At 68.6% G+C, this 26,758-nt stretch carries 26 protein-coding genes; 10 read left to right on the forward strand and 16 right to left on the reverse strand.

Features of this window, described 5'->3' with window-relative positions:
- Positions 1-9 precede the first annotated feature (9 nt).
- Positions 10-531: a peptide deformylase gene (gene def / locus IFT82_RS13770; protein WP_192127730.1), complete on the forward strand. Its 522-nt coding sequence runs from the start codon at positions 10-12 to the stop codon at positions 529-531.
- Positions 532-641: 110 nt separating this feature from the next.
- Positions 642-2,099, forward strand: a complete 1,458-nt coding sequence (gene rmuC, locus IFT82_RS13775; protein ID WP_192127732.1) for a DNA recombination protein RmuC — start codon at positions 642-644, stop codon at positions 2,097-2,099.
- A gap of 45 nt (positions 2,100-2,144) precedes the next feature.
- Here the strand turns inward: rmuC and IFT82_RS13780 are convergent, their stop codons facing one another.
- Genes IFT82_RS13780 through IFT82_RS13810 form a run of 7 tightly spaced genes read right to left on the reverse strand, consistent with a single transcriptional unit; the run spans position 2,145 to position 7,235 of the window.
- The gene (locus tag IFT82_RS13780; RefSeq protein WP_192127734.1) at positions 2,145-2,945 is read right to left on the reverse strand and encodes a TrmH family RNA methyltransferase; all 801 of its coding nucleotides are present in this window, start codon (positions 2,943-2,945) and stop codon (positions 2,145-2,147) included.
- Positions 2,946-2,965: 20 nt separating this feature from the next.
- Positions 2,966-3,238, reverse strand: coding sequence for an HPr family phosphocarrier protein (locus IFT82_RS13785; RefSeq protein WP_192127736.1), 273 nt, complete (start codon positions 3,236-3,238; stop codon positions 2,966-2,968).
- On the reverse strand, positions 3,235-3,642 hold the full coding sequence (locus tag IFT82_RS13790) for a PTS sugar transporter subunit IIA (protein ID WP_192127738.1): 408 nt from the start codon (positions 3,640-3,642) through the stop codon (positions 3,235-3,237). The genes IFT82_RS13785 and IFT82_RS13790 overlap by 4 nt, the downstream gene beginning before the upstream one ends.
- Positions 3,643-3,657: 15 nt before the next feature.
- Positions 3,658-4,575, reverse strand: coding sequence for an RNase adapter RapZ (gene rapZ, locus IFT82_RS13795; RefSeq protein WP_192127740.1), 918 nt, complete (start codon positions 4,573-4,575; stop codon positions 3,658-3,660).
- Positions 4,572-4,991: an HPr kinase/phosphatase C-terminal domain-containing protein gene (locus tag IFT82_RS13800; protein ID WP_192127742.1), complete on the reverse strand. Its 420-nt coding sequence runs from the start codon at positions 4,989-4,991 to the stop codon at positions 4,572-4,574. Before IFT82_RS13800 ends, rapZ begins: the two co-directional genes overlap by 4 nt.
- Positions 4,988-6,562, reverse strand: coding sequence for a sensor histidine kinase (locus tag IFT82_RS13805; protein WP_192127744.1), 1,575 nt, complete (start codon positions 6,560-6,562; stop codon positions 4,988-4,990). Before IFT82_RS13805 ends, IFT82_RS13800 begins: the two co-directional genes overlap by 4 nt.
- The gene (locus IFT82_RS13810; protein ID WP_192127746.1) at positions 6,531-7,235 is read right to left on the reverse strand and encodes a response regulator transcription factor; all 705 of its coding nucleotides are present in this window, start codon (positions 7,233-7,235) and stop codon (positions 6,531-6,533) included. The genes IFT82_RS13805 and IFT82_RS13810 overlap by 32 nt, the downstream gene beginning before the upstream one ends.
- Positions 7,236-7,319: 84 nt before the next feature.
- Between IFT82_RS13810 and IFT82_RS13815 the strand changes: the two genes are divergently transcribed.
- Together IFT82_RS13815 and IFT82_RS13820 are read left to right on the forward strand one after the other, a co-directional pair.
- Positions 7,320-8,081, forward strand: coding sequence for an alpha/beta fold hydrolase (locus IFT82_RS13815; protein WP_192127748.1), 762 nt, complete (start codon positions 7,320-7,322; stop codon positions 8,079-8,081).
- 52 nt (positions 8,082-8,133) lie between these two features.
- Positions 8,134-9,951 (forward strand): M2 family metallopeptidase, encoded by a 1,818-nt coding sequence (locus tag IFT82_RS13820; protein WP_192127750.1) that lies wholly within the window; start codon positions 8,134-8,136, stop codon positions 9,949-9,951.
- A gap of 118 nt (positions 9,952-10,069) precedes the next feature.
- Here IFT82_RS13820 and IFT82_RS13825 read toward each other — a convergent pair whose 3' ends face one another.
- Positions 10,070-12,430, reverse strand: a complete 2,361-nt coding sequence (locus tag IFT82_RS13825) for a hypothetical protein (RefSeq protein WP_192127752.1) — start codon at positions 12,428-12,430, stop codon at positions 10,070-10,072.
- 146 nt (positions 12,431-12,576) lie between these two features.
- Between IFT82_RS13825 and IFT82_RS13830 the strand changes: the two genes are divergently transcribed.
- From IFT82_RS13830 to IFT82_RS13845, 4 genes are all read left to right on the forward strand, one after another.
- Positions 12,577-12,873, forward strand: a complete 297-nt coding sequence (locus IFT82_RS13830) for an Hpt domain-containing protein (RefSeq protein WP_192127754.1) — start codon at positions 12,577-12,579, stop codon at positions 12,871-12,873.
- Positions 12,874-12,968: 95 nt separating this feature from the next.
- Entirely contained in the window at positions 12,969-14,153 is a 1,185-nt protein-coding gene (locus IFT82_RS13835) for a hypothetical protein (RefSeq protein WP_192127755.1), read from the forward strand.
- An 87-nt stretch (positions 14,154-14,240) separates the two neighbouring features.
- Positions 14,241-15,284: a hypothetical protein gene (locus tag IFT82_RS13840; RefSeq protein WP_244646760.1), complete on the forward strand. Its 1,044-nt coding sequence runs from the start codon at positions 14,241-14,243 to the stop codon at positions 15,282-15,284.
- A complete protein-coding gene (locus IFT82_RS13845; RefSeq protein ID WP_192127759.1) occupies positions 15,284-16,642 on the forward strand; it encodes a sensor histidine kinase in 1,359 nt (452 codons plus the stop codon). Before IFT82_RS13840 ends, IFT82_RS13845 begins: the two co-directional genes overlap by 1 nt.
- Here IFT82_RS13845 and IFT82_RS13850 read toward each other — a convergent pair.
- The 3 genes from IFT82_RS13850 to gltX are packed head-to-tail and all read right to left on the reverse strand — an operon-like array spanning position 16,607 to position 19,564.
- A complete protein-coding gene (locus IFT82_RS13850) occupies positions 16,607-16,813 on the reverse strand; it encodes a hypothetical protein (RefSeq protein ID WP_192127761.1) in 207 nt (68 codons plus the stop codon). The genes IFT82_RS13845 and IFT82_RS13850 overlap by 36 nt on opposite strands.
- Before the next feature lie 6 nt (positions 16,814-16,819).
- Entirely contained in the window at positions 16,820-18,103 is a 1,284-nt protein-coding gene (locus IFT82_RS13855; RefSeq protein ID WP_192127769.1) for a citrate synthase, read from the reverse strand.
- Positions 18,104-18,136: 33 nt separating this feature from the next.
- Positions 18,137-19,564 carry a glutamate--tRNA ligase gene (gltX, locus tag IFT82_RS13860; RefSeq protein WP_446740974.1) on the reverse strand — a complete coding sequence of 476 codons (1,428 nt, stop codon included), beginning with the start codon at positions 19,562-19,564 and terminating at the stop codon, positions 18,137-18,139.
- 94 nt (positions 19,565-19,658) lie between these two features.
- Between gltX and IFT82_RS13865 the strand changes: the two genes are divergently transcribed.
- On the forward strand, positions 19,659-21,803 hold the full coding sequence (locus IFT82_RS13865; RefSeq protein ID WP_192127896.1) for a ComEC/Rec2 family competence protein: 2,145 nt from the start codon (positions 19,659-19,661) through the stop codon (positions 21,801-21,803).
- Here the strand turns inward: IFT82_RS13865 and lexA are convergent.
- From lexA to moaC, 3 genes are read right to left on the reverse strand one after another with little or no spacing between them, the layout of a single operon-like run.
- The gene (lexA, locus tag IFT82_RS13870) at positions 21,764-22,435 is read right to left on the reverse strand and encodes a transcriptional repressor LexA (protein ID WP_192127772.1); all 672 of its coding nucleotides are present in this window, start codon (positions 22,433-22,435) and stop codon (positions 21,764-21,766) included. The two genes, IFT82_RS13865 and lexA, sit on opposite strands and share 40 nt — an antisense overlap.
- 55 nt (positions 22,436-22,490) lie before the next feature.
- On the reverse strand, positions 22,491-23,684 hold the full coding sequence (locus IFT82_RS13875; RefSeq protein ID WP_192127774.1) for a molybdopterin molybdotransferase MoeA: 1,194 nt from the start codon (positions 23,682-23,684) through the stop codon (positions 22,491-22,493).
- Positions 23,674-24,153, reverse strand: a complete 480-nt coding sequence (moaC, locus tag IFT82_RS13880; RefSeq protein WP_192127776.1) for a cyclic pyranopterin monophosphate synthase MoaC — start codon at positions 24,151-24,153, stop codon at positions 23,674-23,676. Before moaC ends, IFT82_RS13875 begins: the two co-directional genes overlap by 11 nt.
- Positions 24,154-24,246: 93 nt before the next feature.
- Between moaC and ppk2 the strand changes: the two genes are divergently transcribed.
- Positions 24,247-24,999 (forward strand): polyphosphate kinase 2, encoded by a 753-nt coding sequence (gene ppk2 / locus IFT82_RS13885; RefSeq protein ID WP_192127778.1) that lies wholly within the window; start codon positions 24,247-24,249, stop codon positions 24,997-24,999.
- Here the strand turns inward: ppk2 and trpC are convergent.
- Together trpC and trpD are read right to left on the reverse strand one after the other, a co-directional pair.
- The gene (gene trpC / locus IFT82_RS13890; RefSeq protein WP_192127780.1) at positions 24,996-25,772 is read right to left on the reverse strand and encodes an indole-3-glycerol phosphate synthase TrpC; all 777 of its coding nucleotides are present in this window, start codon (positions 25,770-25,772) and stop codon (positions 24,996-24,998) included. The genes ppk2 and trpC overlap by 4 nt on opposite strands.
- A complete protein-coding gene (gene trpD, locus IFT82_RS13895) occupies positions 25,769-26,755 on the reverse strand; it encodes an anthranilate phosphoribosyltransferase (RefSeq protein ID WP_199860507.1) in 987 nt (328 codons plus the stop codon). Before trpD ends, trpC begins: the two co-directional genes overlap by 4 nt.
- Positions 26,756-26,758 lie beyond the last annotated feature (3 nt).

Raw genomic sequence — 26,758 nt, forward strand, 5'->3', positions numbered from 1 at the left:
GGACCCGGCATGGCCGTTCTTCCCATCGTAGAAATCCCCGATCCCCGTCTTCGCCTCGTCTCGCGCGCCGTCGATGCTGTCGACGACGAGATCCGCACGCTCGTCGCTGACATGACCGAGACGATGTATGCGGCGCACGGCATCGGCCTCGCCGCGATCCAGGTCGGGGTCGATCGCCGCGTCGTCGTGATCGACCTGCAGGAACAGGAAAGCGAGGACAGCGAACCCGTCCGCAATCCCCGCGCCTATATCAATCCGGAAGTGCTGAGCGAGAGCGAGGAACTGTCGGCCTATAACGAGGGCTGCCTGTCGATTCCCGAGCAATATGCCGAGGTGAAGCGCCCCGCCCGGTGCCGCGTCCGCTGGCTGGACGAGCAGGGCGAGACGCATGAGGAGGAACTCGACGGCCTCCTCGCTACCTGCATGCAGCACGAGATCGATCATCTGGACGGTATCCTGTTCATCGATCACGTGTCCAAGCTGAAGCGCGACATGCTGCTCAAGAAGCTGGCCAAGCAGCGTCGCGGCTGAGAGAGGGGGCTTGTCCCCTAGATCGCGTTCCTGCTACGTTCCCTCGCACGGCGAATGGTTCCGCCGGATGAGGGACATGCAGGTGGCGCGGAAAATGTCGGTGGTCGGTCATGGCGCCTGAATTGTTGATCGTCGCGCTGCTGGCGCTCGCGCTGGGATTGCTGATCGGCTGGCTGGTGGCCGGTCGCCGGGCGGGAACGCTGGCAAGCGATCTGGCGGTGGCCCGTGCCCGCGCCGACGATGCCGATCTGCTCCGCCAGACCCGCGATGCGGTGGAGCGGGAACGCAATACCGCGATGCAGGACCTTGCCTCGCTGCGCGCGCGCGCGGCGGAACGCGACGCCGCCTATGACGATGCGGTACGGCAGTTGTTCGAGGCGCGCGAGGCCATTCAGGACCTCGCCTCGCTGCGCGCGCAAAGCGAGGAGCGGCAGGCCGCCCATGCCGAAACGCTGCGCCAGCTGGCCGATGCGCGCGAGGCGATGCACGCGCATTTCGATGCGGCTGCCGCGCGGGCGCTGGAAGGCGCGCAGACCCGCTTCCTCGAACGCGCGCATCAGCGTTTCACCGAGGCGGAACTGTCGCAGGGCCAGCGGCTGGCGGCCTTGCTGCAACCGGTCAACGATCGCCTGCAACGTTATGAGGAAGGCGTCGCGAAGGTCGAGGCGGAACGGCGCGACGCGTTCGGCGACCTGAAGGGGCAGATCGAGCAGATGCGCCTCGGTCAGGAACGCGTGTCCGGGGAAGCGGCCAAGCTGGTCAACGCGTTGCGCAACGCGCCCAAGGCACGGGGCCGCTGGGGCGAGCAGCAGTTACGCAACGTGCTGGAAACTTGCGGGCTTGCCGAACATACCGATTTCGCGATGGAGGTCAGCGTATCGGACGGCGAGGGTGGTCGCCTGCGCCCCGACGCGATCGTCAAGGTGCCCGGCGGCAAGTCGCTCATCATCGATGCCAAGGTATCGCTCAACGCCTATCAGGACGCGTTCGGCGCGGTGGATGAGGGGGAACGGCAACTGGGGCTGGTCGCCCATGCCCAGTCGATGCGCAACCACGTCAACGGCCTCGGCAACAAGAGCTACTGGACGCAGTTCGAGGATACGCCCGAATATGTCATCATGTTCGTGCCGGGCGAACATTTTCTGTCCGCGGCGCTCGAACATGATCCGACTCTGTGGGATTTCGCGTTCGACAAGCGCGTGCTGCTCGCCACCCCGACCAACCTGATCGCGATCGCGCGCACGGTGTCGGCGGTGTGGCGGCAGGAGAAACTGGCGGCACAGGCGCGCGAGATCGGGATGCTGGGCAAGGAGCTGTACGGCCGGCTCGCCAAGATGGGTGAGCATGTCGGCAAGCTTGGCCGCAATCTCGAAACCGCGACGACCGCCTACAACCAGTTCGTCGGCAGTCTCGAAAGCCAGGTGCTGACCACCGCCAAACGGTTTGAAGCACTGAACATCGATACCGCCGGCAAGTCGATCGAACCGCTGCCCGCCGTCGAGCAGACGCCGCGTCCGCTGACCAAATTGGCGACGTCAGGTGAACAGGGCGGCATACCGGCGATCTGACCCCCCCCGTCGGTACGGGGAAATCCAGTACGGGGAAATTGCGGCTTACCCCCGCTGCTGAGCCAGCACTTCATAGGCCATCACCGCGGTCGCGACCGCGGCGTTGAGGCTGTCGGCCTTGCCGAGCATGGGAATCTTCACGAGCAGATCGCAACCGGCGGCATAGCCTTCGGGCATCCCCTGCGCCTCGTTGCCGGTGAGCAGGAAGGTGGGCGCCTGATAGCGTACGCCGCGATAATCGTGATCGGTGTCGAGGCTGAGGCCGACGAGCTGCCCCGGCCCCGTGCGCAGCCAGGTGAGAAAGCTGGCCCATTCGGCATGGACGACGGGCACGGTGAACAGCGCTCCCATGCTGGCGCGAACTGCCTCGACCGAGAAGGGGTCGACGCAATCGCCGATCAGGATCAGTCCGCCGGCCCCTACCGCATCGCCGGTGCGCAGAATCGTGCCTAGATTACCGGGATCGCGCAGCCGCTCCGCGACCAGCCAGATGCCCGAGGTATGGCGATCGAGATCGTCCAGCGTGGTCGCGAACTCCTCGAACACGCCGACCACCGCCTGCGGATTGTCCTTGCCCGACAGTTTCGACAGGATGTCGGGCGTGGTCTGTACGGCATCGCCGCCGGCCCGTTCCACCTCGGCGATCAGCGTGCGGACCAGCGGATGCATCGCGCTGGCGGCGGCGAAGAACAGCAGGACGGGCAGCCGCCCCGCTTCGCGCGCCTCGGTCAGTATGCGCAGCCCCTCGGCCAGGAAACGGCGCTGTTCGCGACGATGACGCTTGTCGCGCAGATCGCGGACGCTCTTGATGAGCGGGTTGGAGAAGGCGGTGATCTCGCGCGGCATGACGGTGATATCGGCGGACGTCAGTCCTCGCCGAACTTGCCCTCGACCAGATCGACCAGCGCGGCCACCGCCGTTTCCGCGTCGTCGCCATTCGCGGAGATGGTGATGCTGTCGCCCATCGCGGCGCCCAGCATCATCAGTCCCATGATCGACGTGCCCGTCACCGCGCCGCCTTCATGCTTTTCGACCAGCACCTCGCACGGGAGGCCGGACGCCATGGTGACGAACTTGGCACTGGCGCGTGCATGCAGGCCACGGCGATTGCAGATGGTGACGGTGCGGCGCACGGTCATGCCGCCGCCTCGCCCAGCACTTCGGACGCGACGGAGATGTACTTGCGCCCCGCCTCACGCGCGGCGGCGACCGCTTCCACCACCTTCATCGATTTGCGCGCGGAACCCAGCCGGATCAACATCGGCAGGTTCATGCCCGCGATCACCTCTACCCGGCCGCGCTCCATCAGCGAGATCGCCAAGTTGGAGGGCGTACCCCCGAACAGGTCGGTCAGCACGATCACGCCGCGGCCCGTATCGACCTCGGCGATGGCGGTGGCGATGTCCAGCCGGCGAGACTCCATGTCGTCGTCCGGGCCGATCGCGATCGCCGCCACCCGCTCCTGCGGGCCGACGACGTGGACCATCGCGGTCACGAACTCGTCCGCGAGCCGCCCGTGCGTCACCAGAACCAGACCGATCATAATCGGATGCGCTACCTACCTGCTGGGCGACCGGCGGCACTCCAGCGAGTCCTGCGGTGCTGCCCCCAAATCACGATGCCCGACTGTGGGCGAAAATCCCGCATCGCACAAGGAGCGGGCGATCCGTTCTGCGACGTGCACCGAACGATGTCTCCCTCCGGTACAACCGATGGCGATCGAAACATAGGCCTTTCCCTCGGCGGCGTAGCGCGGAAGCAACAGCGCCAGCAAATCTTCGATACGCGAGACGGCCGGCTCATAGGCGGGGTCGGCGGCGATATAGGCGGCGACATCGTCGTCCAGTCCCGTGCCGGGTTTGAGCGCCGGCACCCAGTGGGGATTGCGCAGGAAGCGCATGTCGAACACCAGATCGGCCCCGCGCGGCAGCCCGCGGGCGAATCCGAACGAGGTCACCGACACCACCGTCTCTGCCGCATCGTCACCCGAAAAGGTGACGCGGATTTCCTGCGCCAGATCGTGGGTGGACAGGGTGCTGGTGTCGATCCGTCGCGGTGCCGCCTCGCGTAGGGGGGCCAGTAGGTCGCGTTCGCGGGCGATGCCGTCACGCGCCGGCCGGTCGGGCGCCATGGGGTGTCGCCGCCGCGTCTCGGTATAGCGGCGCTCCAGTTCGGCGTCGGTGCAATCCAGGAACAGCAGTCCGATCGGATCGCGATCGTCGCCCTGACCCTGTGCGACGCGTTCGACCACCCGCTGCGGATCGAAATCGCGCGTGCCGGCGCCGAGCCCCAGCGCCAGCCGTGGCCGGCGGCCGTCCGCACCGATCGGCAACGGCGCGTCGAGCAGCCGGTCGAGCAGCGCGAGCGGGAGGTTGTCGACCGTTTCCCAGCCCAGATCCTCCAGCGTCTTCAACACGGTGGACTTGCCGGCACCCGACAGGCCGGTGACGATCAGGATGTCCTGTGGTGCGGTCATGCCGGCAATCCCTTTCGCAAGGCGAGTTCGACCCTGATCGGCGTGGAGGCTGAGAACGGCTCCAGCACGATCTCCGCGATCGCGACGCCCTCGACCATGCGGGTGCGCGGATCGGGTAGACGCGGCACGTCGGCACCGAGACGCACGATCAGGGCGACTGGGGTCGGCGGGGCGGCGGGCAGATCGACGATGCCGATCCCGCGCACCTCGATCATCCCGGCGATCGTCGCGGGCGCCGAACTCCATAGCCGCCCATCTCGCACGGCGACGATCGTGTAGTCGTCGCTGACCAGCATCGCGCCGCGATCGATCAGGCGCAGCGCGAGATCGGATTTTCCGGCGCCCGACGGCCCCTCGATCATCACAGCGTGCCCGTCGATCGCGACGGTGGAGGCATGGAGCGTGACGGTCGTCACCGCTCGGTTCCGGCGGGCAGGCAGACGGTGAAGCGCGCGCCGGTACGATCATCCTCGCGTGATTCGACCGTGATGACGCCGCCATGCCCCTCGACGATCGTGCGCGCGATCGCCAGCCCCAGTCCGGAATGGCGGCCGAACTCCTCGCTGTGCGGACGGATCGACTGGAACCGGCGGAAGATCGCCTCGCGTGCTTCCTCCGGCACGCCGGGGCCTTCGTCCTCGACCATGACGACCAAGTCTCCGTTTCGCACCGTTGCCGCGATCGTCACGAGACCATTGTCGGGCGAAAAGGAATGGGCGTTGTCGAGCAAATTCTCGAACACCCGCTCCAGTCGGGCGCCTTCGCCCATCGCCACCAGCGGGACATCGGCCGGGCGGTCGAAATCGAAGCGGATGTCGCGACCGATGCCCCGCTGCGCGCGCTGGTCGAGCAATCCGGCGACCATCGCACCGATATCGACCGGCTCGAATTTCGCGCGGCTGAGCTGTGCATCGAGCCGTGACGCCTCCGAGATGTCGGTGATGAGCCGGTCGAGCCGATGCACGTCGTCCTGCACGATCGCCAGCAATTGTGCCTGCAGGGCGGGATCGCTGACCCGCCCCAGCCCGTCGACCGCCGACCGCAACGAGGCGAGGGGGTTCTTCATCTCATGGGTCACATCGGCGGCGAACGCCTCGGTCGCATCGATCCGGGCGCGCAGCGCGAGGCTCATGTCCGACAGCGCCCGCGCCAGCATGCCCAGTTCGTCGCGGCGGGAGGGCAGGCGCGGTACCACCACCTCGCGCGCGCGCCCCAGCCGGACGCGCACCGCCGCGCGGGCCAGGCGGCGGAGCGGCCGGACGATGGTGCGGGCGAGGAACAGCGACAGCAGAACCGAGACGATCGTCACCATCAGCAGCACGAGGCTGAGGCGCAGCCGCTCGGTCCGCACGGTGCGGGTGATGTCGCGGGCGTTGATGGCGGTCAGCGCGATCATGCCGTCCGGCAGCCGCGCGGCGGCGGTGATGACCGGGGTCCGGTCCGGCGCGCGCCAGACGGTGGCGGCGACGATGCCGCGCCGGGCGGCGCGCACGTCGGGCCATTGCGCGGGATCGGAACGATCACGATAGAGCGGGGGCCGGGCGGCGGCGACCACGGTATCGATCATTCCGTCCAGAAAACGCGCGATCCGTTGGTCCAGCCCCTCGCGGTCGGGGTCCTGCAACAGGAAGTTGCGCAGGCCCAGCGCCCGGCTGTCCATCGTGACCCCCGCCGGGCCGAGCAGGCGGATGCGCGCGCCAGTATCGCGGGCCAGCCGCAACAGCAGTGCCTCGCGTCCGGTATCGGCGGCCGCCAGCGCCTCCGCGATCAACCGGGCCTCACGCGATGCCTGCGCGACGCGGTTGTCGACGATGCGCGACCGGTAGCTGTCGAGATAGAAGAATCCGCCCGCCAGCAGCAGCAGCGCGATGATGTTGACCGCCAGGATACGCCGCGTGAGCGAGACGCGCCCCGACCAGCGCAACGCCAGATCGGGCCCCTCGTCGGACGGGGACTCATTCCTCGGAAAAGCGATAACCGGCACCATAAAGGGTTTCGATCGCGTCGAATTCGGGGTCGACCCCGCGGAATTTGCGGCGGACGCGCTTGATATGGCTGTCGATCGTGCGATCGTCGACATAGATGTCGTCCTGATAAGCGGCATCCATCAGCTGGTTGCGCGTCTTCACCACGCCCGGCCGCTGCGCCAGCGTTTCTAGGATCAGGAATTCGGTGACGGTCAGCGTCACCGGCTCGTTGTCCCACAGCACGCGGTGGCGGGCCGGGTCCATCGCCAGTCGCCCGCGCACCAGCGTCTCCGCAGTCGGCTCGCCCCCCGCACCGGCGGGTTGCAACGGTTCCGCCCGGCGCAGGATGGCGCGGATGCGGGCGATCAGCAGCCGCTGGGAAAAGGGCTTGGCGATGTAATCGTCCGCGCCCATCGCCAGACCCAGCGCCTCGTCCAGCTCGTCGTCCTTGGAGGTCAGGAAGATCACCGGGGTCGATTGGCGTTCGCGCAGACGACGCAGCAATTCCAGCCCGTCCATTCGCGGCATCTTGATATCGAAAATCGCCAGATCGGGTGGATTGTCGGCCAGCGCCTTCAACGCCGCCTCGCCATCCGAATAGACGCGCGTCAGGAACCCCTCCGCCTGAAGGGCGATCGATACCGAGGTCAGGATGTTGCGATCGTCGTCGACGAGCGCGATCGTTGCCGTCATGCCTTGCGCCTAGTCCAAAGCGTGGACGCGCTCAACCATGCCGATCCACTGGCCCTGCCGCGCCGGGCGGTTTAAGGGGGCACGATGACCAACACGCCCCCTCCGCCGCAGTTCTTCCACGGTTCCGACGGTGTCCGTCTGGCGTGGCGGGAAGTGGGTGAGGGGCGGCCGGTGGTGCTGATCCACGGCTATTTCAGCGACGCGTGGACCAACTGGCTGCGGTACGGCCATGCCGCCGTGATCGCGGCCACCGGGTGCCGGGTCATCATGCCGGACCTGCGCGCGCATGGGGACAGCGATCGGCCGCATGACCCCGCCGCCTATGTGCCCGATATCCTGACGCGTGATGGCCATGCGCTGATCGCCCATCTGGGGCTGACCGATTACGATCTCGGCGGTTATTCGCTGGGCGCGCGCACGGCATCGCGAATGCTGGCGACGGGGGCGACGCCGGGGCGCGTGATCTTCGCCGGCATGGGGCTAGAGGGGCTGACCGAGACCGATCGCCGCGTCGATCATTTCCGCAATATCCTGACCCGCCTGGGCGAGCACAGGCGCGGCAGCCCGGAATGGCTGGCGGAGGCGTTTCTGAAGACCACCGGTGGCGATCCGGCGGCGTTGCTGGGTATCCTCGATACCTTCGCCGATACCCCACTGGCGACGATCCGGGGATTCGCGATGCCGGCACTGGTCGTGGCGGGCATGGAGGATTTCGACAACGGGTCGGCGGCAGCGCTGGCCGATGCGTTGCCCGACGGCCGTTTCGTCGAGGTGCCGGGCGGGCATATGAGCTCGGTGGCCAAGCCCGAACTGGGGCAGGCGATCGCCGCGTTTCTGGCGACTTGACGGCGGCGGGCGGCGGGTGGATCACCACGCCGTCCGTCCGAAAAGGAACATCATGATCCGTACCACCGCCTCGCTCGCCGTGCTGGCGAGCGTGCTTGCCGCCACCCCGCTCCCGGCGCAGACGGCCACGCCCGTCACCGTGGCACAGGCCGACGCCTTCGTCGCCGATGCCGAAAAGCAGATCGCCGACCGGTCGATCCCGCTCAACCGGATCAGCTGGGTCAACGCCACCTACATCACCGACGATACCGACGCCCTGGCCGCGCAGGCGAACGGGGCGATGACCGAATTGCAGGTGACGCTCGCCACGCAGGCCGCGCGCTATGCCACGCTGCCCGGCCTGTCGTTCGATACCCGGCGCAAGCTCGACCTGCTGCGCGGTGGCATCACCCTTCCGGCTGCGGCGACGCCCGGCGCGGCGGAAGCGCTGGCGACGCTGACCACGCGGATGTCGTCCGCCTATGGCAAGGGCCGGGGGACGCTCGACGGCAAGCCGGTCAACGGCTCGGACATCGAGGCGGCGATGGGGGAAAGCCGCGATCCTGCCAAGCTGAAGGAGATGTGGATCAGCTGGCACGACAATGTCGGTGCGCCGATGCGCGCCGATTACATGAAGATGACCGATCTCGCCAATGCGGGGGCCAAGGGGCTCGGCTATGCCGACACCGGCGCGCTGTGGCGGTCCGGCTACGACATGACCCCCGATGCCTTCGCGGCCACTACCGATCGCATCTGGAAGGAGGTCGAGCCGCTCTATCTGGCGCTCCACACCTATGTCCGCTGGAAGCTGAACGAGAAATACGGCGATGCGGTGCAGGCGAAGACCGGGCCGATCCGCGCCGACCTGCTCGGCAATATGTGGGCACAGGAATGGGGCAACATCTATGACCTCGTCGCGCCGGCGGGGGCCGGCGATCTGGGCTACGACACCGGCGACCTGCTGAAGGCCAAGGGCTATGACGCGACGCGGATGGTCCGTCAGGGCGAGGCCTTCTATTCGTCGCTCGGTTTCGCGCCGCTGCCCGAGACGTTCTGGCAGCGGTCGCAGATCGTGAAGCCTGCCGACCGTGAGGTGATCTGCCATGCCTCGGCATGGGATCTCGACAATGCCGACGATATCCGCATCAAGATGTGCACCAAGGTGAACGGCGACGATTTCGTCACCATCCACCACGAACTCGGTCACAATTACTATCAGCGGGCGTACAAGGCGCAGCCGTTCCTGTACAAGAACGGTGCCAATGACGGGTTCCACGAGGCGATCGGCGATACCGTCGCGCTGTCGATCACGCCCGACTATCTGGTCGGCATCGGCCTGCTCGACAAGGCGAAGGTGCCGAGCGCGGACAAGGACATCGGCCTGTTGCTGCGCCAGGCGATGGACAAGGTCGCCTTCCTGCCGTTCGGCCTGCTGATCGACAAATGGCGCTGGGGCGTGTTCTCGGGCGAGATCAAGCCGACCGGCTATCAGGCGGGATGGGACAAGCTTCGCCTGCAATATCAGGGAGTGGCGCCGCCGGTGGCGCGGGACGAGACGAAATTCGATCCCGGCGCGAAATATCACATTCCGGCGGGCGTACCCTATACGCGCTATTTCCTCGCCCGCGTGCTTCAGTTCCAGTTCTATCAGGCGGCGTGCAAGCAGGCCGGATGGAAGGGGCCGCTCCATCGCTGTTCGTTCTATGGCGACAAGACGGTCGGCACGCGGCTGAACGCGATGCTGGCGATGGGCCAGTCGAAGCCGTGGCCCGATGCGCTCCAGCAGTTCACCGGTACCCGCGAGATGAGCGGCAAGGCGCTGATCGCCTATTTCGCACCGTTGAAGGCGTGGCTGGACCAGCAGAACAAGGGCAAGCCACAGGGCTGGTGACGTCAGGAAAGCCCCTCTCCACCGGGAGAGGGGCTTTTCGGAGCCGGGGCAGGGTTACCTACCCCGTCATGGCGTTCGCACCCACGACGGTGCGGGTTTTACGCGGTCATGACCCGAATTATCGCAACCGCTCGATCGCATGGGCAAGGGCGACGTAGAGCTTGCCCATGTCGGATGACAGCAGGGTCACCCCCAGCGCCGATCCGTCGCGCTGGGTCAGGATGGCCCGCAGCATCGCCTCGAAATCGTGGATGTAGCGGTTGACGTGTTCGTTGAACGTGCGGTCGCCATCGTACAGGTTCGCGATCCGCTGTGCATCGCCGCTGTCGATCAGGCGTACCGCACGGCGGGTGAAGACGCCGCGATCCCCCTTCAGATAGGCGGCCCAGGCACTGTCGGCGACGTCGGGGGCGAAGGCCTTGGCGATGTCGATCGACGCGGAATTGAGCGTCTCGATCAACTGGGTGACGCGCCCCGCCATCGAATCGCTGTCGCGTACCGCGGCCAGCCGGGCATCGAGCGCCGCGCTCTGCTGCGTGATCGCATCGATCTGGCCGGTCAGCTGCTCGGTCGCACGGGCGGTGGCGGCGACCACCTCCTGCGTGGCATCGCCGATCGCCGCGACCTGACGCTCGATCGTGTCGCCGGCGGCGCGGCGCATCGCCTCCGCGCTCGCCTGTTCCAGCTTGGCGGCGGCGGCTGGGATGACCGCGGTGATCGCCTCCCGCGCGCGATCCGCCGCGACCTGTGCGGTGTCGCGGACGCGCAGCAGCGCCTCGACCAGCCGTGGCGTGGCCTCTTCCGACAAGCGGTGGCTGCGGTCGATTGCCTGATCGACCGCCTCGGCCAGCGCGCCGGCGCTGTCACGGCCGTTGCTGAGCGTGTCGAGCAGATTGCCCGAAAGGTCGTCCAGCGAGCGGCGCTGATCGGCGATGGTGCCCGCAATCGCCTCCACCGCGTCGTGCGTCGTCTCGGCGGCGCTGACCAGCGTCAGCAGGTCGGGCCGGGCCTGGGCGATCAGGTGCCGGCTGCTGTCGACCCGGCCGTCGAGCCGGCCGAGCGCATCGGGCAATGTCTCGTCGATCTCGCGCGCGGCGGCGTCGAGGGCGACCAGCAGCGCCTCGGTGGTGGCGATCGTCCGGGCGGCCATCGCCTCGCCGGTCCGCAACGCTTCGGTCATCGCATCGGCCGAACCACCCAGCGCGCTGATCGAGGCGGCGAGCAATTGCGTCCGTTCGCTGCCGTTCGTGTGAAGCGAATCAAGCTGGCGTTCGACCAGCGCCACGCCATCGGCCAGATCGCCGACCAGTTCCTGGCCGATGCTCCGCTGTCTGCCGAGGCGGGCGGCAAGGCGATCGATCGTCGTATCGACTTCCTCCAGCCGGATCGCCAGCCCATCGACACCGTCGCGCGCGGTCTTTTCGAGCGCGGTCTGATGCGCGGCAACCGCCACCAGCATCTCGTCGCCACGATCGGCCAGTCGGGCGCGGGCGCCTTCCGCCGCGGCCTCGGTCCGGTCAACCAGCGCGGTGATCGTCGCCGCCAGTTGACCGCCGGCCTCCGTCATCCGCCCCGTCGCGGCGGTACCCGCACTGCCGAGATGTTCGATCTGCCGGTCGAGCCGCCGCGCCGCCGATTCGACCAGTTGATCCAGCGCGTGCGAGGCGGCGGCCGTCGCCTCCTCCAGCCGGGTGCCGGCGCGGTGGCTGGTCGCGTCCATCCGCTCGATATGCATCGCGAGCCGTTCGGCGGCGGCGGCGGCGGCCTCGTTCGATTCGCGCGCCCGCCGGCCGAGCGCGTCGAGCTGCGCCTCCAGGGCGGCGGCCTGCGCGGCGGCGGTCAGCCCGGCCTGGTCCAGCCGTCGGCCGACTTCCTCGCTGTCGTTGCGGGCCTGCGGCATCGCCGCGATCAGTTCGCCGACGGTGGCGCGCGCCCGCTCGGCGGTGGCGGCGAGGTGGTCCGCCTGCGCCTCCGCCTGCACCACTTCGCGATGAAGGGCATGGCCGATCGCCTCGAACCGGGTCGCTGCGGCCGTGCCGGCGTCCAGCTGGGCCCCGATCGCCTCGCGCTGCGCGGTCAGCGTGCGCGACAGCGAGGCGATCCGGCGTTCGAGCGCTGCCGCCTCCGCCCGCATCGCCTGCGCCGACGCACCGAACCGCTGCGCCTCCGCCCGGCTGGTGCGTCGCGCCAGCAGCCAGACGATGCCGACCAGCGCGGGGGCGATGCACAGGGCGGTGAGGAACTGGACGAGATCGATCGGCGTCATCGATCCCAGCGCGTCGCGGACCAGCCAGGTCAGCCCGCCGGCCCAGACCAGCACGACCGCCCCCGCCAGCGCGGGGGCGATCCAGCCGCCCGCCGCGTTGTCCGTCGTGGCGGGATCGATCCCGTCCGCCGTCCGGTCCGCGCCGTCCTGTCCGGCCCAGCCACCGATCGCAGTCGGCCAGAGATCTTCATGCGTGTCGATGCGCGCGCCCATTACCGGCCCCCCGTTCATCGGCGCGGTTGTAGCATTTTTCTCCCGCAGGCAAAGTCCGTGTGTCACAATCCGTCCGATCGCCCCGTCCGATCGCCCTGCCGGGGCGGTCAACGCAACCTTAATCCCGATCGGGATAGGGGGTTGGGATGGCTTATGATCCTGGTGCAATCGATGCGACGCTGGCGGCGACCGTGGGGGACGAACCCGCGCTGATCGTCGAGTTGCGGCTGGCCTTCATCGCGGGTGCGGAGCGGACGCTGGGGCTGATGGAACTGGCGGGTGACAACGTCGACGAATGGCGCGGCGCGGCGCTCCGCCTGCATGGATTGGCCGCCAGCTTCGGCGCGGTCCGGCTGATGACGCTGGCACGTAGCGCGATCGACGGTCGCCCCGGCGATCTGTCCACCGTCGCCAAGCTGCGCCGGGCGATCGCCCGCCTGTGACGGGACCGTTGGCGGGAACGGATCGTCACGGATCGCCCGGATAACGGCCGCAACGGGCTTGCATCGTGGCGGCGCTTGCCTAACAGCCTGTCCGGATGCTCGCAGGGCTTCTTTTCGCAAATGACGAGGCGCTCGATCGTCCCGGCCAACTGACGGCGACGTTGCCGTTCGGCGGCGTGTGCCTGATCGAATATCAGGCGCGGCTGCTGGTCGCGGCGGGGGCCGCGCATGTGATCGTGTCGGTCGGTCGCCTGACCCCCGAACTGCTCGGCGCGCTGGGGCGGATCGGGAAACGGGGCGTGACGATCGATGCGGTCCGCACCGCTGCGGAAGCGTCGGAGAAACTGCATCCGCTGTCGCATGTCGTCATGCTGGCCGATGGCCTCATCACCACGCAGGAGGTGGTGGACCGGTTCGCGGTCGAACCCCGCGACGCGTTGCTCGTCCTGCCGGAAGAGGATGCCGCCCCGGCGTTCGAACGGATCGGCGGCCGCATGGCGTGGGCGGGCGTGGCGCGGATCGACGCCGCGCTGATCGCGGAGGTGGCGGCGCTGCCACGCGACTACGACCTGCAATCGACGACGTTGCGGCTGGCCGCCCAGGCCCTGGCTTCGCAGGTGCCGATCGCGCCCGCGATGCTGCATGACGGGCACGGTATCGAACATGCCAGCGCGGCGCTGGCGAAGCGGGGCCGGGCGATCCTGGCGTCGATCGCCGCGGACCGGCGCAACTGGTTCAACGGCTGGATCATCGCCCCTGTCGCGCGGCTGGCGGCACCGTGGCTGATGGACCGTGCGGTGCCGAGTGCAGTGCCCGCGGGCATCGGCGGCACCATCGGACTGGCGGGTGCGATCGCCGTGGTGCTGGGCACCCCGGCATCCGGGCTGGTCGCTGTGCTGGCAGGATGCGTGGGGCTGGGTCTTGGTCGCGTTCTGGCGGTGTTGCGCGACGAACAGGGGCTGGCGCGGGCGCAGGCCAGTGCGATGGCGATCCTGCCCGCGCTGGCGGTGGTGATGCTGGGTCTGGCGCTGGGCGGCGCGGAGGCGGGTGGTACGACCGGCCCCTTGCTGGCGCTGGCGTTGCTGTTCACCGGCGGGCTGGCGGAGCGGGCGATCGTGCCGCCGCTGCGCCGCCGCTGGTGGTCATCACCGCCCGCCTGCCTGACCGTGCTGACGGCGGTGACCCTGCTGGGATCGCCGGTCGCGGGGCTGGCGGCGGCGACGCTCTATGCCGCCGCGACGCTGATCGCGGTGGTGGAGACGTTGCGGCCCGACGCGTGACGGGACGTTAACCGGCGTCTGCTAATCCCCCTTGCCATGGTGGCCGGTCGAAACGATGACACAGGGCGGGGATGGGCCCCATATGGTTTGGCGACGCGGGTCGCCGCAGCCGAGGCGCGGGCACAGGCCGAACTGGATACCGCGATCGCGGATCTGGGCGTCGTCGAGGCGCTGCGGCTCGATGACCGGACACGGCTCGATATCGAAACGATGGTCGGTGGATTGGTGGCGACGATCGGCACGACGCTGCGTCGCCATGCCGCCCGTCTGCTGTCCGATCGGGATATCGATGGCGCCGCGGTATTGCGGCCGGTCGCCGAACTGATGCCGAGGCTGGTGGCTGCGGGTCTGCTGCGCGATCGCGCGCTCGTCGCCGCGCTGGTCCGCCGCGCCCGTCATGACCAGATCGCCGCCGCGCTGCCCTTGTTGCCGACGGCGGACGCGACACCCGGCCTGCTGATCCGTCTGGCGGGAGACGCCGATGCGGAAGTCGCCGAGGCGGCGCTCGCGCTGCTGGGGCTGGACGGTCGTCGGCGAGACGCGTGGGAGCAGGGCGGGGCCGGCCCGGTCGGTCTCCCGGTGGCGCTCCATAGCCGGGTCGCCTGGCACGTGGCGGCGGTGTTACGGGCGGACGATGGCAGCGCGGCGGTAACGCGGGCCGTCGATCGCGCACTGGCGGAGGCGACCGGCCGCCTGCTTGCCGGCCATGACGATGACAAGACCGCCGATGCCGTCGCCCTCAGGCTGGCGACCGCGCTCGATCCTCGTGCGAACGAGATCGTCGCGCTGCTCGTGGCGGCGATCGACGATCGGCGACTCGATCTGTTCACTGCGTTGATCGCACACGCGTTGGATATCGGGATGCCGGACATGCGGGCGATCGTGATCGATCCGGTCGGCGACCGGCTGTGGCTGGCCCTGCGGGCATTGTCGGTCGATCGTACCGGTCTGGCCCGGATCGCGTTGGCGCTGGCGGATGCCGATCGGCGTCGCGACATCGACGGCTTCGCCGCGCAACTGGATGCGATCGCCGCTGTTCCGGCGGCTGAGGCGGCAGCCATACTCTCACCGCTGGCACTGCCGGCCGCGTTCCACGCCGCGATCCAGGCGACGGGGCAGCGAGCCCGGTGATGACGACGCTCGATCTGCCGGTCGACGATCTGACCGCCTATGCGGTGATCGATCGTGACGGGCGGCTTCTGTCCGCCGATGCTGCGATCGCGGGGCTGAACGGGCGGGCCGGCGGCGTCCTCGGCCTGCCGCTGGCGGTGCCGCAACTGGCGGCGGCCGTGTGGCTGACGCAGCGGCTGGGCATTGCGGTCAGCCGCCGCCTGATCGTGGCGGACGAGGAAGCGGATGTCGAACTGCACATCCGGGTCGAGCCGGAGGGTAATCACATCCAGCTGGCCGTAAGCGGCTGGACCCTGCGTCCCGTCTGGCGGCCGGGTCCCGGCATGATGCCCGCCCACCGCGCCGACGATGGTCTGGCCTGGGAAACGGATGCCGCGTTGCGTTTCGTTTTCCTCGCCAGCCGGGAAGGGGCGGATCAGGGATTCGATCCGGTAACGATGCTCGGCCGCCCGTTGACCGCGCTGTTCCGGTTCGATGACGGCGCCGCGTCGATCCTCGACGCGCTGGCCGGGCGACGCCGCCGGATCGAACAGGCCGCGGTGAACCGGATCACCGGGCGGGGGATGATCCTGTCCGCGACGCTGCGCACCGATCCGATGGGCGGCGTGGCGGGTCTGATCGGTACCGCTCGCCTCGCCCCCGTCGATCCGCCGGGTGAGGACGTGCTCGCCACCGCCTTCACCGCCGGGCTTGATCGGGCGTTGCGCACCTCACTGGCCCGCATCGTCGATGAGGCGGATGCGATCGGCATCCGGCAGGACGGGCCGATCGCCACTGATTATGCCGATTATGCCGGCGACATCGCCAGCGCGGGGCGGCATCTGATGGGGCTGATCGACGACCTGATCGACCTTCAGGCGATCGAACGGCCGGACTTCGTCCCCACTGCGGAACCCGTCGATCTGGCTGATCTGGGGCGCCGGGCGGCGGGGCTGCTTGCGGTACGTGCCGATCATGCCGGGGTGAGGATCCAACGTCCTGACGCCGAGGCGCGGGTGCCGTGCGTCGGCGATCCCCGTCGCGTGCTGCAAATTCTCGTCAATCTGGTCGGCAACGCCCTGCGTTATAGCCCGATGGGCGGATCGATTGCGATCGATACCGACTGGTCGGCCGCCGCCGCCCGGATCACCGTGGCCGATCGCGGCAAGGGGATCGCCGCCGAAGATCAGGCGCGCATATTCGGCAAGTTCGAACGGGTCGATCCGGGGGAGGCAGGCGGCAATGGCCTGGGCCTGTTCATCGCCCGCCGGCTGGCCACCGCGATGGGGGGCGACCTGACCGTGGAAAGTGCCCTCGGCGAAGGCGCACGCTTCACCCTGACCCTACCGGCGCGGCAGGCGTCGGGCGACCAGCAGTAACAGCAATCCGACGACCGCGACCGCGGCGCCGTAATCCGCCCATGGCCGCTGATCGAGCATGAAGCTCGACCGCGGCCAATGGATATAGCCCAGCCCCTGGCCGATCCACAACGCCCCCGTCAGCGCACAGACGACGCCGAGGACAAGGATGATGGGCCGGAGGCTGCGCATCGCCGCTTACCGGTCGGCCAGCGGTACGTAGGAGCGCTGCGTCGGGCCGCTGTACAGCTGACGCGGGCGGCCGATCTTCTGGTCCGGATCGGTGATCATCTCGTTCCACTGCGCGACCCAGCCGACGGTGCGGGCCAGCGCGAACAGCACGGTGAACATCGAGGTCGGGAAGCCGATCGCCGACAGGATCACGCCCGAATAGAAGTCGACGTTCGGGAACAGCTTCTTCTCAACGAAGTAATCGTCGCTGAGCGCGATTTCCTCCAGCCGCAGCGCCGTTTCGAACAGCGGATCGTTCACGTTCAGCGCGTCGAACACCTCGCGCACGGTCTTCTGCATCACCGTCGCGCGGGGGTCGTAGTTCTTGTAGACGCGGTGACCGAAGCCCATCAGGCGGAACGGATCGTTCTTGTCCTTGGCGCGGGCGATATACTCCGGAATCTTGTCCGGCGTGCCGATCTCCCGCAGCATGTTGAGTGCCGCCTCGTTGGCGCCGCCATGCGCCGGGCCCCACAGGCAGGCGATGCCCGCCGCGATGCAGGCGAACGGATTGGCGCCCGACGATCCGGCCAGCCGGACGGTCGAGGTCGATGCGTTCTGCTCGTGATCGGCGTGGAGGATGAAGATACGGTCCATCGCCTTCTCGACCGCCGGGTTCACCTCGTACGGCTCGGCGGGAACGCCGAAGGTCATGCGCAGGAAATTGCCGGTGTAGGACAACGAATTGTCCGGATACACGAAGGGCTGGCCGACGCTGTACTTGTACGCCATCGCCGCGATCGTGGGGATCTTGGCGATCAGGCGATGCGACGCGATCACGCGCTGTGCCGGATCGTGGATATCGGTCGAGTCGTGATAGAAGGCGGACAGCGCGCCGACGACGCCGCACATGATCGCCATCGGGTGCGCATCGCGGCGGAACCCGCGGAAGAACGCCGCCAGTTGCTCGTGCACCATCGTGTGGCGGGTGATCGTGCGATCGAACGTGGCCAGCTGGTCGCCGTCCGGCAGCTCGCCGTTCAGCAGCAGATACGCCACTTCCATGAAGCTGGACTGTTCGGCCAGTTCGCCGATCGGATAGCCGCGATGCAGCAGCACGCCCTGATCGCCATCGATATAGGTCAGCTTCGACTGGCACGACGCGGTCGAGGTGAAGCCGGGGTCGTAGGTGAAGTTATCCGTCTGGGCATAGAGCTTGCGGATATCGATCACATCCGGGCCGATCGTGCCCGACATGACCGGATATTCGAAATCCTTGCCGGTCAGGGAGAGCTTTGCAGCATCGGTCATTCCACGCATCCTTTGTGCTGGCGGGTCATGGTATCAGGCGGCCATGCGGTCGGCGATGCGACCCAGGCTTTCCTCGCGCCCTAGAAGGACGAGAACGTCGAAGATGCCGGGCGAGGTCTTGCGCCCGGTCAGCGCGGCGCGCAGCGGCTGCGCGGCCTGACCGAGCTTCACGCCCCGTGACTCGGCCACGCCGCGTACCGCGGCTTCGAGCGCCTCCGTATCCCAGTCGTCCACCGCGTCAAGCGCTGCATGGAGATCGGATAGGATTGCCGGCGCCTCACCGGCCAGCAGCGGCGCCGCCGCCTCGTCGATCGTGAGGGGGCGGGCGGCGAACAGGAAGCCGGTGGCATCGGTCAGTTCGATCAGGTTGGCGGCACGCGGTTTCAGCGCGGGCATCGCCGCGGTCAGCAGCGCAGTATCCGCCTGGCCGCCCAGCCGGTCCGCCACCAGGGCCGCCAGCCGGGCATCGTCCGCCTCGCGGATGTAATGGCCGTTCAGGTTTTCGAGCTTCTTCAGGTCGAACCGCGACGGGCTCTTGCCGACCGCGCCCAGATCGAACCACTTCACCGCCTCGTCGCGCGCGATGATCTCCGCATCGCCGTGGCCCCAGCCCAGCCGGAGCAGGTAATTGCCCAGCGCCTCGGGCAGGATGCCCAGTTCGTCGCGATATGCCTCGATCCCGACCGCGCCGTGGCGCTTGGACAGCTTCGCTCCGTCCGATCCGTGGATCAGCGGGATATGGGCATGGACCGGTACGTTCCAGCCATTGGCGGTGTAGATCGGCAACTGGCGGAACGCGTTGTTCAGGTGGTCGTCACCGCGGATGACGTGCGTCACCCCCATGTCGTGATCGTCGACGACGACCGCGAGCATATAGGTTGGCGTACCGTCGGACCGCAGCAATACGAGATCGTCCAGTTCGGCATTCTGGACGGTGACCGGCCCTTGCACCCGGTCCTCGATCGTCGTCGCCCCTTCCTGCGGCGCGCGCAGGCGGACGACGTAGGGAAGGTCGGCGGGGGCATCGGTCCGGTCGCGCCAGGGGCTGCGGATACGCAACGGCTGTTTTGCTGCCTGCGCCGCAGCGCGCTGCGCGGCGATCTCGTCGGCGGTCATGTAGCAGCGATACGCATGGCCGGCGGCGACCATCGCATGCGCGACCTCGGCATGGCGGTCGGCGCGGGCGAACTGGAACACCGCATCGCCGTCCCAGTCCAGCCCCAGCCAGCGCATGCCGGCCAGGATCGCGTCGATCGCCGGCTGGGTCGAGCGCGCCCGGTCGGTATCCTCGATCCGCAGCAGGAACCGCCCGCCATGATGGCGCGCGAACAGCCAGTTGAACAGCGCGGTGCGCGCTCCGCCGATATGCAGGAAACCGGTCGGCGACGGCGCGAAGCGCGTCACCACATCGGTGGACATTGCGGGTGCCGCAGCGGCACCCCGTTCGGTTGTTGCGCCCAAGCGCACATGCTCCCAGACTGGATGATCGATGGCCGGTTCAGCCGTGAACGCCCCTAGCATGCACCTCCCCCGGCGACAAATGTCGCTGGCGCCGATGGCCGCTGCGATCGAGCGGCGGCTGGAGGCGGAGCGTGACCGCCTGCCGTTAGGGCTGCCGGTGATGCTGGGTGCCGGTGTGGCCGCCTGGTTCGCGCTGCCGCGCGCCGCGTGGTGGAGCGCCAGCGCACTGGCGTTGCTCGCCTTCGGACTGGCGGCTGCGGCCCTGGGGCGGGGCGGGCGGTCCGCGCGGACCCTGATGATCGGCGCCCTGGCGATGGCGGCGGGGCTGGGCCTTGTCTGGTTGCGCGCCGAACGGGTCGCCGCGCCGGTGCTTGCACGCCCTGCGGTGGTAGAGATGACGGCCCGCGTCGTACGGGTGGAGTCGCTGGCCGCGCGTGATCTGGTTCGGCTGACGCTGCTTCCCGGTGTCGCCGATTTGCCGCCGCGCGTTCGCGTCAACCTCGCCACCGCGGACGTGCCGGCGGGTATTGGCCCGGGGGCGACGATCCGCCTGCGGGCGCGGCTGATGCCGCCGCCCGAAGCGGCCGTGCCCGGCGCCTATGATTATGCGCGGGTGGCATGGTTCACGGGCATCGGCGCGACCGGTCGCGGCTTCGCACCCGTCGTCATGCTGACGCCGTCGCGGGGGCAATCCGGCCTCCGCACCCGATTGGGCGCGCACATCACCCAACGGATCGCCGGCAGCGCGGGTGGCATCGCATCCGCCCTGGCGACGGGCGATACCGGCGCCATCACGCAGACGGATGCGGATGCGATGCGCGCGGCGGGGCTGGCGCATCTGCTGTCGGTCAGCGGGTTGCACATCACCGCCGTCGTCACCGCGACGATGGTGATCGTGCTGCGGTTGCTGGCGCTGGTGCCGGCCCTCGCGCTCAGGGTTCGATTGCCGTTGGTGGCGGCAGGGGCGGGGGCGCTTGCCGCGATCGGCTATACATTGCTGACGGGCGCGGAGGTGCCGACGATCCGGTCGTGCGTCGCGGCGCTGCTGGTGCTGGTTGGGCTGGCGCTGGGACGGGAGGCGATGACGCTGCGGCTGGTCGCGGCCGGCGCGCTCGTCGTGGTGATGGTCTGGCCGGAGGCGGTGGCGGGGCCGAGTTTCCAGCTGTCCTTCGCGGCGATCACCGCGATCGTGGCTCTGCACGAGCATCCCGCCTTGCGTGCCTTCGCGATGCCGCGTGACGAGGCGTGGTGGCGACGGCTGGCGCGGGGCGGGGCGCTGTTGCTGGCGACCGGCGTGGTGGTGGAGGCGGCGCTGATGCCCATCGCCGCCTATCACTTCCACAAAGCGGGGTTGTACGGCGCCCTCGCCAATATCGTTGCGATCCCATGGACGACCTTCGTGGTGATGCCGCTGGAAGTGCTGGCACTGTTGCTGGATGCGGTCGGGCTGGGTGGGCCGATATGGTGGCTGGTGGCGCATGCGATCACGGCGCTGCTCTGGCTGGCGCGGACCGTCGCGGCGGCACCGGGTGCGGTATCGGCGGTGCCGGTGATGCCGGACGGGGCGTTCGCCTTGATGGTGATCGGTGGGCTGTGGCTGGCACTGTGGCGGACCGGGTGGCGGCGATGGGGTCTGGTGCCGCTTGCAGTCGGCACGATCTGGGCGCTGACGGTACCGCTGCCCGATCTGCTGGTGACGGGCGATGGTCGTCATGCCGCGATCCGTACCGCGACGGAGATATCGCTCCTACGAGACCGAACGGGTGATTACATGCGCGCGGTGCTGGGCGAGACGGGCGGTGCCGATGGCGAGCCCGGTCTGCTGTCAGAGACGACGACCGCCCGCTGCACGGCCGATCTGTGTCTAGCGGCGGTCGGTCGCTGGCGGGTGCTGATGACCCGCAGTATCTATCTGGTGCCGGTCGACGAACTAGCTGCCGCCTGTCGCACCGCCGATGTCGTGGTCAGCGAACGACGGTTGCCCCGGACCTGCCAGCCACGCTGGCTTCGCCTCGATCGCCCGACGCTGGCACGCACCGGCGGGATAACGGTGAATTTCGCCCGCAACACCATCAGGACGGTAAGGACAGCAGATGACGAGCATCCCTGGCGCCAACCGCCGACTTTAATGCCACCCCGTCCATTCCGACAGGAAAGCCGATCCGTCCGGCCGTTCCGGCGGGACGGATCGGGATACCGTCAGTCGTACCGGCGCAATATACCCGACAACTTGCCCTGAATCCGTACCTGCTGCGGCGAATAACGCTGCGGATCATAGGCACGGTTGGCAGGATCGAGGCGTACCATCGCCCCTTCGCGACGAAAATATTTCAGCGTCGCCTCGGCCTCCTCGATCAGCGCGACGACGATCTCGCCGTCCCGTGCCACTTCGGTGCGCCGGACCAGCGCATAGTCACCGTCGAGGATACCTGCCTCGACCATCGAATCACCCGCCACTTCCAGCGCATAGTGATCGCCGGCACCCAGCAAGGCAGCCGGTACGGCGAGCATCGTCGATCCCTCGAACGCCTCGATCGGCACACCGGCGGCGATACGACCATGCAAGGGGATCTCGACCACGTCGTTCGCGGCGGGCACCACCGACGGCGCGGCGGCGGGCACCGTCGCCTTGGGGCGGGGAGGCTTCTTCTCGGCGCGCTCCGGCATCCGCAACACCTCAAGCGCGCGGGCGCGATTGGGCAGGCGGCGGATGAAGGCACGCTCCTCCAGCGCGGAGATCAGACGATGCACGCCCGACTTCGACTTCAGGTCGAGTGCCTCCTTCATTTCCTCGAACGAGGGGGAGACACCCGTTTCATTCAGCCGGTCATTGATGAAGCAGACCAGTTCGTGCTGCTTGCGCGTAAGCATACCCAGACTCCGTCGGGAACAGACTGGGAACTGATACGGAACGACAGGGCTTGCGTCAAGCGATCACTAGGATTTCCGCCGATTCGCCCGCCATTGCCGTTTGGGCATGCGCCGGGCGGATGACGAGGCAGGTCGACCGGGCCAGCGTCAACAGCATGGAGCTGTCCTGGATGGTCGAGGCGAAGATTCGTCCGTCGCGCAGTTCGGCGCGCAGATAATCGATCCGCCCCTGATTGGCCGGCAGGTCTTCGCCCAGCACCGCGCTGGTCACGACCGGCAACGGATCACGTGCGCCACCCAGATGCGCCACCATCGGCAGGACGAACAACAGCGCCGTCACGAAGGCGGAAACGGGATTGCCGGGCAACCCCAGCACCACCGCATCGCCCAGCCGCCCCGCCATCATCGGCTTGCCCGGCCTGAGCGCGATCCGCCAGAAATCGATGTTGCCGCCCGCCGCCTCGATCGCGGGGCGGACGAGATCGTGATCGCCGACCGAAGCGCCACCCGTGGTCACGAGCAGATCGGCCCGAACGCCCGCAAACGCCTCGCGCAGCACGTCCAGCCGGTCGGGCAGGATACCCAGGTCGATCAGATCGACGGGCAATCCGGCCAGCATCGCCGCCAGCATCGCGCCGTTCGATTCGGGCAACGCCGCGCCATCGGGGTCGCTGCCCGGCGGCACCAGTTCGTCGCCTGTCGCCGCGATCGCGACGCGCACACGGCGGCGCACCGGCAATTCGCCATGCCCTCCCGTGGCCGTCACGGCGATCCGTGCCGGGGTCAGCCGATCCCCCGCCGCGACCAGCCGGTCACCCTGGGCGAAGTCCAGCCCCCGGCGGCGGACGTTGCGCCCCAAGTTCGGCGGACCTTCCCCCGCCAGCATCAACCGCTCGTCATCCCGTGCGGCCTCTTCCTGCACCAATACCGTATCGGCGCCGGCGGGCATCGCCGCACCGGTGAATATCCGCGTCGCCTCCCCCGGCCCGACCGATCCGGCGAACGGGTTTCCCGCCGCGCTCTCGCCGATCACCCGCCATGGGCCGGGCAGATCGGCGAAGCGGATCGCATAACCGTCCATCGCCGACAGATCGGCGGCCGGCTGGGTGCGCCGCGCCGCGATGTCCGCCGCCGCCCATCTTCCGGCCGCGACCCGCAACGGCACTTTCTCCGCGGCGACCGGACGGACCATCGCGAACAGCCGCGCCTGTGCCTCGGCGACCGGCAGAAGCGGCGGACTACCCGACATCGGTCGCGGTCCAGTCGCCGGACTTGCCGCCGCTCTTGCTCAACAGGCGTATGCCATCGATCACCATCGCCTTGTCGACCGCCTTCACCATGTCATGGATCGTCAGCAGCGCGACGGAGACGGCGGTCAGCGCCTCCATCTCCACACCCGTCCGCCCGGTGGTGGCGCAGGTGGCGGTCACCGCGACCCCGTCGTCCAGCACCGCCAGGTCGATCGCCACGCGCGACAGCGGCAGCGGATGGCATAGCGGGATCAGTTCCGCCGTCCGCTTCGCCGCCATGATCCCCGCGACGCGCGCGACCGCGAGCACGTCGCCCTTGTTCGCGGCGGCATCGCGGACCAGCGCCAGCGCGGCCGGCGTCATGGAGATGCGGCCGGTGGCGACGGCCTCTCGCGTAGTGACGGCTTTGGCGCCGACATCGACCATGCGCGCGGCGCCGGTATCGTCGAGATGGGTCAGGCTGGTCATGATCCGCGCGGTAACGCACGAAGCCGGGCAGGTGAACCGGACCCCACACGAATTAGTCGCAACTCCCGCCCCGATCCGGCCGTTGGATGGTTCATGAAGGATTATGACGAACAGCTCGCCGCGCTTCAGCTCGCGCTGCTGCGTACCCAGCAGGCGATGATCGAGGCCGGCACCCGTGCCGTCATCCTGCTGGAGGGGCGCGACGCCGCCGGCAAGGATGGCACGATCAAGCGGCTGACCGAGCATCTTACGCCGCGGGCCACCCGTGCCGTCGCGCTGCCCAAGCCGACCGACCACGAGCGTGGGCAGTGGTATTTCCAGCGATACGTCGCGCATCTGCCGGGTGCGGGCGAACTCGTGATCTTCAACCGCTCATGGTACAATCGCGCCGGGGTGGAGGTGGTGATGGGCTTTTCCACCCCGGCCGAACAGGCGCAGTTCCTGCGCGATGCGCCCGATGTGGAACGGATGCTCGTCGAAAGCGGCATCCGCATCATCAAGATCTGGCTCGACATCGATCGCGACGAGCAGAAGGAACGTCTGGCCGAACGGCACGACGATCCGCTGAAGGCGCTGAAGATATCCGACATGGATGCCGTCGCGCAGGCACGGTGGAGCGATTATTCCGCCGCCCGCGATACGATGCTGGTCCGCACGCACCTCCCGATCGCGCCGTGGTACGTCGTGCGTGCCAATCACAAGAAGCCCGCACGCCTCGCGGTGATGCGGCATATCATCCGCCTCCTCGCGCCGTCCGTGATCGCCAAGGACGTGGACGGTCCCGACCCCGCGATCCTGTTTCCGTTCGAGAAGCAGGCGCTGACCGATGGCCGGCTGTCGCCCTAGGCGACCAACGACCGCGTCGCCGCCTCGACATCGGGTTGCCGCATCAGCGCCTCGCCGATCAGGAAGCAATGGACGCCGTGCGCGGCCATCGCGTCCAGATCGGCACGGGTCGACAGGCCGCTTTCGGCCACGAACGTGCAGTCCGCCGGCACCAGCGCCTTGAGGCGGTACGACCGGGTCACGTCGACCGAGAAATCCCGCAGGTCGCGGTTGTTGCAACCGATCAGGCGTGAGCGCAGCGTCAGCGCCCGCTCCAGTTCCGCCTCGTCATGCACCTCGACCAGCACGTCCATGCCCTGTTCGATCGCCGCCGCCTCGATCTCGGCCAGCGTGCCGTCGTCCAGCGCACCGACGATCAGCAGGATCGCATCGGCACCCAGCGCGCGTGATTCCGCCGCCTGCCATGGATCGACCATGAAATCCTTGCGGATCACCGGAAGGGAAACCGCCCCCCGCGCCGCGACCAGGTAATCGTCCGCTCCCTGAAAAAACCGCTCGTCGGTCAACACCGACAGGCAGGCGGCACCGCCGGCCTGATAGGCGCGGGCATGGGCGGGCGGATCGAAATCGGGGCGGATCAGGCCCTTGGATGGGCTGGCCTTCTTCACCTCGGCGATCAGCGCATGGCCCGGCGCGGCATCCAATGCCAACCGGAAGCCGCGCGGCCGCTCCGCCGCGGCGATCCGGGCCGTCAGATCGGCGTCGCTCAGGGCCGCCTTGCGCGTAGCGACTTCATCCCGCTTGTGCGCGATGATCGTGTCGAGAACAGTCATGAATAGGCGATCCACCGGTCGAGCAGCCGTCCCGCGGCGCCATTGTCGAGCATCTCCGCCGCCAGCGCGGCGGCATCGGGCAGGGCAGGGGCCGCATCGGCCAGCACCAGCGCGGCGGCGGCGTTGAGCAGCACCGCTTCCCGGTACGCGCCATGCTCGCCTGCCAGCAGGCGTCGCAGCGCCTGTGCGTTATGCAGCGGATCGCCGCCACGGATCGCCTCGACCGGATGACGGGTCAGGCCTGCGTCTTCGGGTACGATCCGCGTCGGCAGGGTTACGGCACCTACCGTGGCGACCAGGCTGCCCCCCGCGCCGGACAGTTCGTCCAGCCCCTCCTCGCCCGAGACGACCAGCGCCGCTTCGGTGCCCAGTTGCTCCAGCGCTTCGGCATAGACCGTCGCATAGTCGGGACGGGCAATGCCGATTAGCTGCCGCGCGACGCGCGCGGGATTGGCGAGCGGCCCCATCAGGTTGAAGATCGTCCGCCGGCCGATGCGGCGGCGGATCGGCGTGATCCGCGCCATCGCCGGATGGTGGTTGGCCGCAAACAGGAAACAGATGCCGAGATCGTTCAGGCTCGCTTCCGCACAGGCGCCCGCGCGGGCCATGTCGAGCCCCAGCGCCTCCAGCGTGTCGGCCGCGCCCGCCTTGGACGAGGCGGCGCGATTGCCGTGCTTGGCCACCGGCACGCCGCATGCCGCCACCACCAGCGATACCGCGGTCGAGACGTTGAGCGTATGATGGCCGTCACCGCCGGTGCCGCACACGTCGACCGCCCCGGCTGGCGCGGTGATCGGGATCAGCCGTGCCCTGAGCGCCCGCGCGGCTTCCGCGATCTCGACAGAGGTTTCGCCACGATCGGTCAGCCCGATCAGGAACGTCGCGATCGCCGCGTCATCGGCATGGCCATCGAGGATATCGGCGAAGGCGAGCGCGGCGCTTTCCCGGGACAGCGGCGTCGATGGATCGGGCAGCGCGGCCATCGT

It is taken from the genome of Sphingomonas sp. CFBP 8760 (assembly GCF_014841615.1).
In the GTDB taxonomy this organism is placed as follows: domain Bacteria; phylum Pseudomonadota; class Alphaproteobacteria; order Sphingomonadales; family Sphingomonadaceae; genus Sphingomonas.

Coding starts and splice junctions, on each gene's coding strand:
- def (WP_192127730.1), top strand. CDS start 10: ATGGCCGTTCTTCCCATCGTAGAAATCCCCGATCCCCGTCTTCGCCTC.
- rmuC (WP_192127732.1), top strand. CDS start 642: ATGGCGCCTGAATTGTTGATCGTCGCGCTGCTGGCGCTCGCGCTGGGA.
- IFT82_RS13780 (WP_192127734.1), bottom strand. CDS start 2,945: ATGCCGCGCGAGATCACCGCCTTCTCCAACCCGCTCATCAAGAGCGTC.
- IFT82_RS13785 (WP_192127736.1), bottom strand. CDS start 3,238: ATGACCGTGCGCCGCACCGTCACCATCTGCAATCGCCGTGGCCTGCAT.
- IFT82_RS13790 (WP_192127738.1), bottom strand. CDS start 3,642: ATGATCGGTCTGGTTCTGGTGACGCACGGGCGGCTCGCGGACGAGTTC.
- rapZ (WP_192127740.1), bottom strand. CDS start 4,575: ATGACCGCACCACAGGACATCCTGATCGTCACCGGCCTGTCGGGTGCC.
- IFT82_RS13805 (WP_192127744.1), bottom strand. CDS start 6,562: ATGGTGCCGGTTATCGCTTTTCCGAGGAATGAGTCCCCGTCCGACGAG.
- IFT82_RS13810 (WP_192127746.1), bottom strand. CDS start 7,235: ATGACGGCAACGATCGCGCTCGTCGACGACGATCGCAACATCCTGACC.
- IFT82_RS13815 (WP_192127748.1), top strand. CDS start 7,320: ATGACCAACACGCCCCCTCCGCCGCAGTTCTTCCACGGTTCCGACGGT.
- IFT82_RS13820 (WP_192127750.1), top strand. CDS start 8,134: ATGATCCGTACCACCGCCTCGCTCGCCGTGCTGGCGAGCGTGCTTGCC.
- IFT82_RS13825 (WP_192127752.1), bottom strand. CDS start 12,430: ATGGGCGCGCGCATCGACACGCATGAAGATCTCTGGCCGACTGCGATC.
- IFT82_RS13830 (WP_192127754.1), top strand. CDS start 12,577: ATGGCTTATGATCCTGGTGCAATCGATGCGACGCTGGCGGCGACCGTG.
- IFT82_RS13835 (WP_192127755.1), top strand. CDS start 12,969: ATGCTCGCAGGGCTTCTTTTCGCAAATGACGAGGCGCTCGATCGTCCC.
- IFT82_RS13845 (WP_192127759.1), top strand. CDS start 15,284: ATGACGACGCTCGATCTGCCGGTCGACGATCTGACCGCCTATGCGGTG.
- IFT82_RS13850 (WP_192127761.1), bottom strand. CDS start 16,813: ATGCGCAGCCTCCGGCCCATCATCCTTGTCCTCGGCGTCGTCTGTGCG.
- IFT82_RS13855 (WP_192127769.1), bottom strand. CDS start 18,103: ATGACCGATGCTGCAAAGCTCTCCCTGACCGGCAAGGATTTCGAATAT.
- IFT82_RS13865 (WP_192127896.1), top strand. CDS start 19,659: ATGGCCGCTGCGATCGAGCGGCGGCTGGAGGCGGAGCGTGACCGCCTG.
- lexA (WP_192127772.1), bottom strand. CDS start 22,435: ATGCTTACGCGCAAGCAGCACGAACTGGTCTGCTTCATCAATGACCGG.
- IFT82_RS13875 (WP_192127774.1), bottom strand. CDS start 23,684: ATGTCGGGTAGTCCGCCGCTTCTGCCGGTCGCCGAGGCACAGGCGCGG.
- moaC (WP_192127776.1), bottom strand. CDS start 24,153: ATGACCAGCCTGACCCATCTCGACGATACCGGCGCCGCGCGCATGGTC.
- ppk2 (WP_192127778.1), top strand. CDS start 24,247: ATGAAGGATTATGACGAACAGCTCGCCGCGCTTCAGCTCGCGCTGCTG.
- trpC (WP_192127780.1), bottom strand. CDS start 25,772: ATGACTGTTCTCGACACGATCATCGCGCACAAGCGGGATGAAGTCGCT.
- trpD (WP_199860507.1), bottom strand. CDS start 26,755: ATGGCCGCGCTGCCCGATCCATCGACGCCGCTGTCCCGGGAAAGCGCC.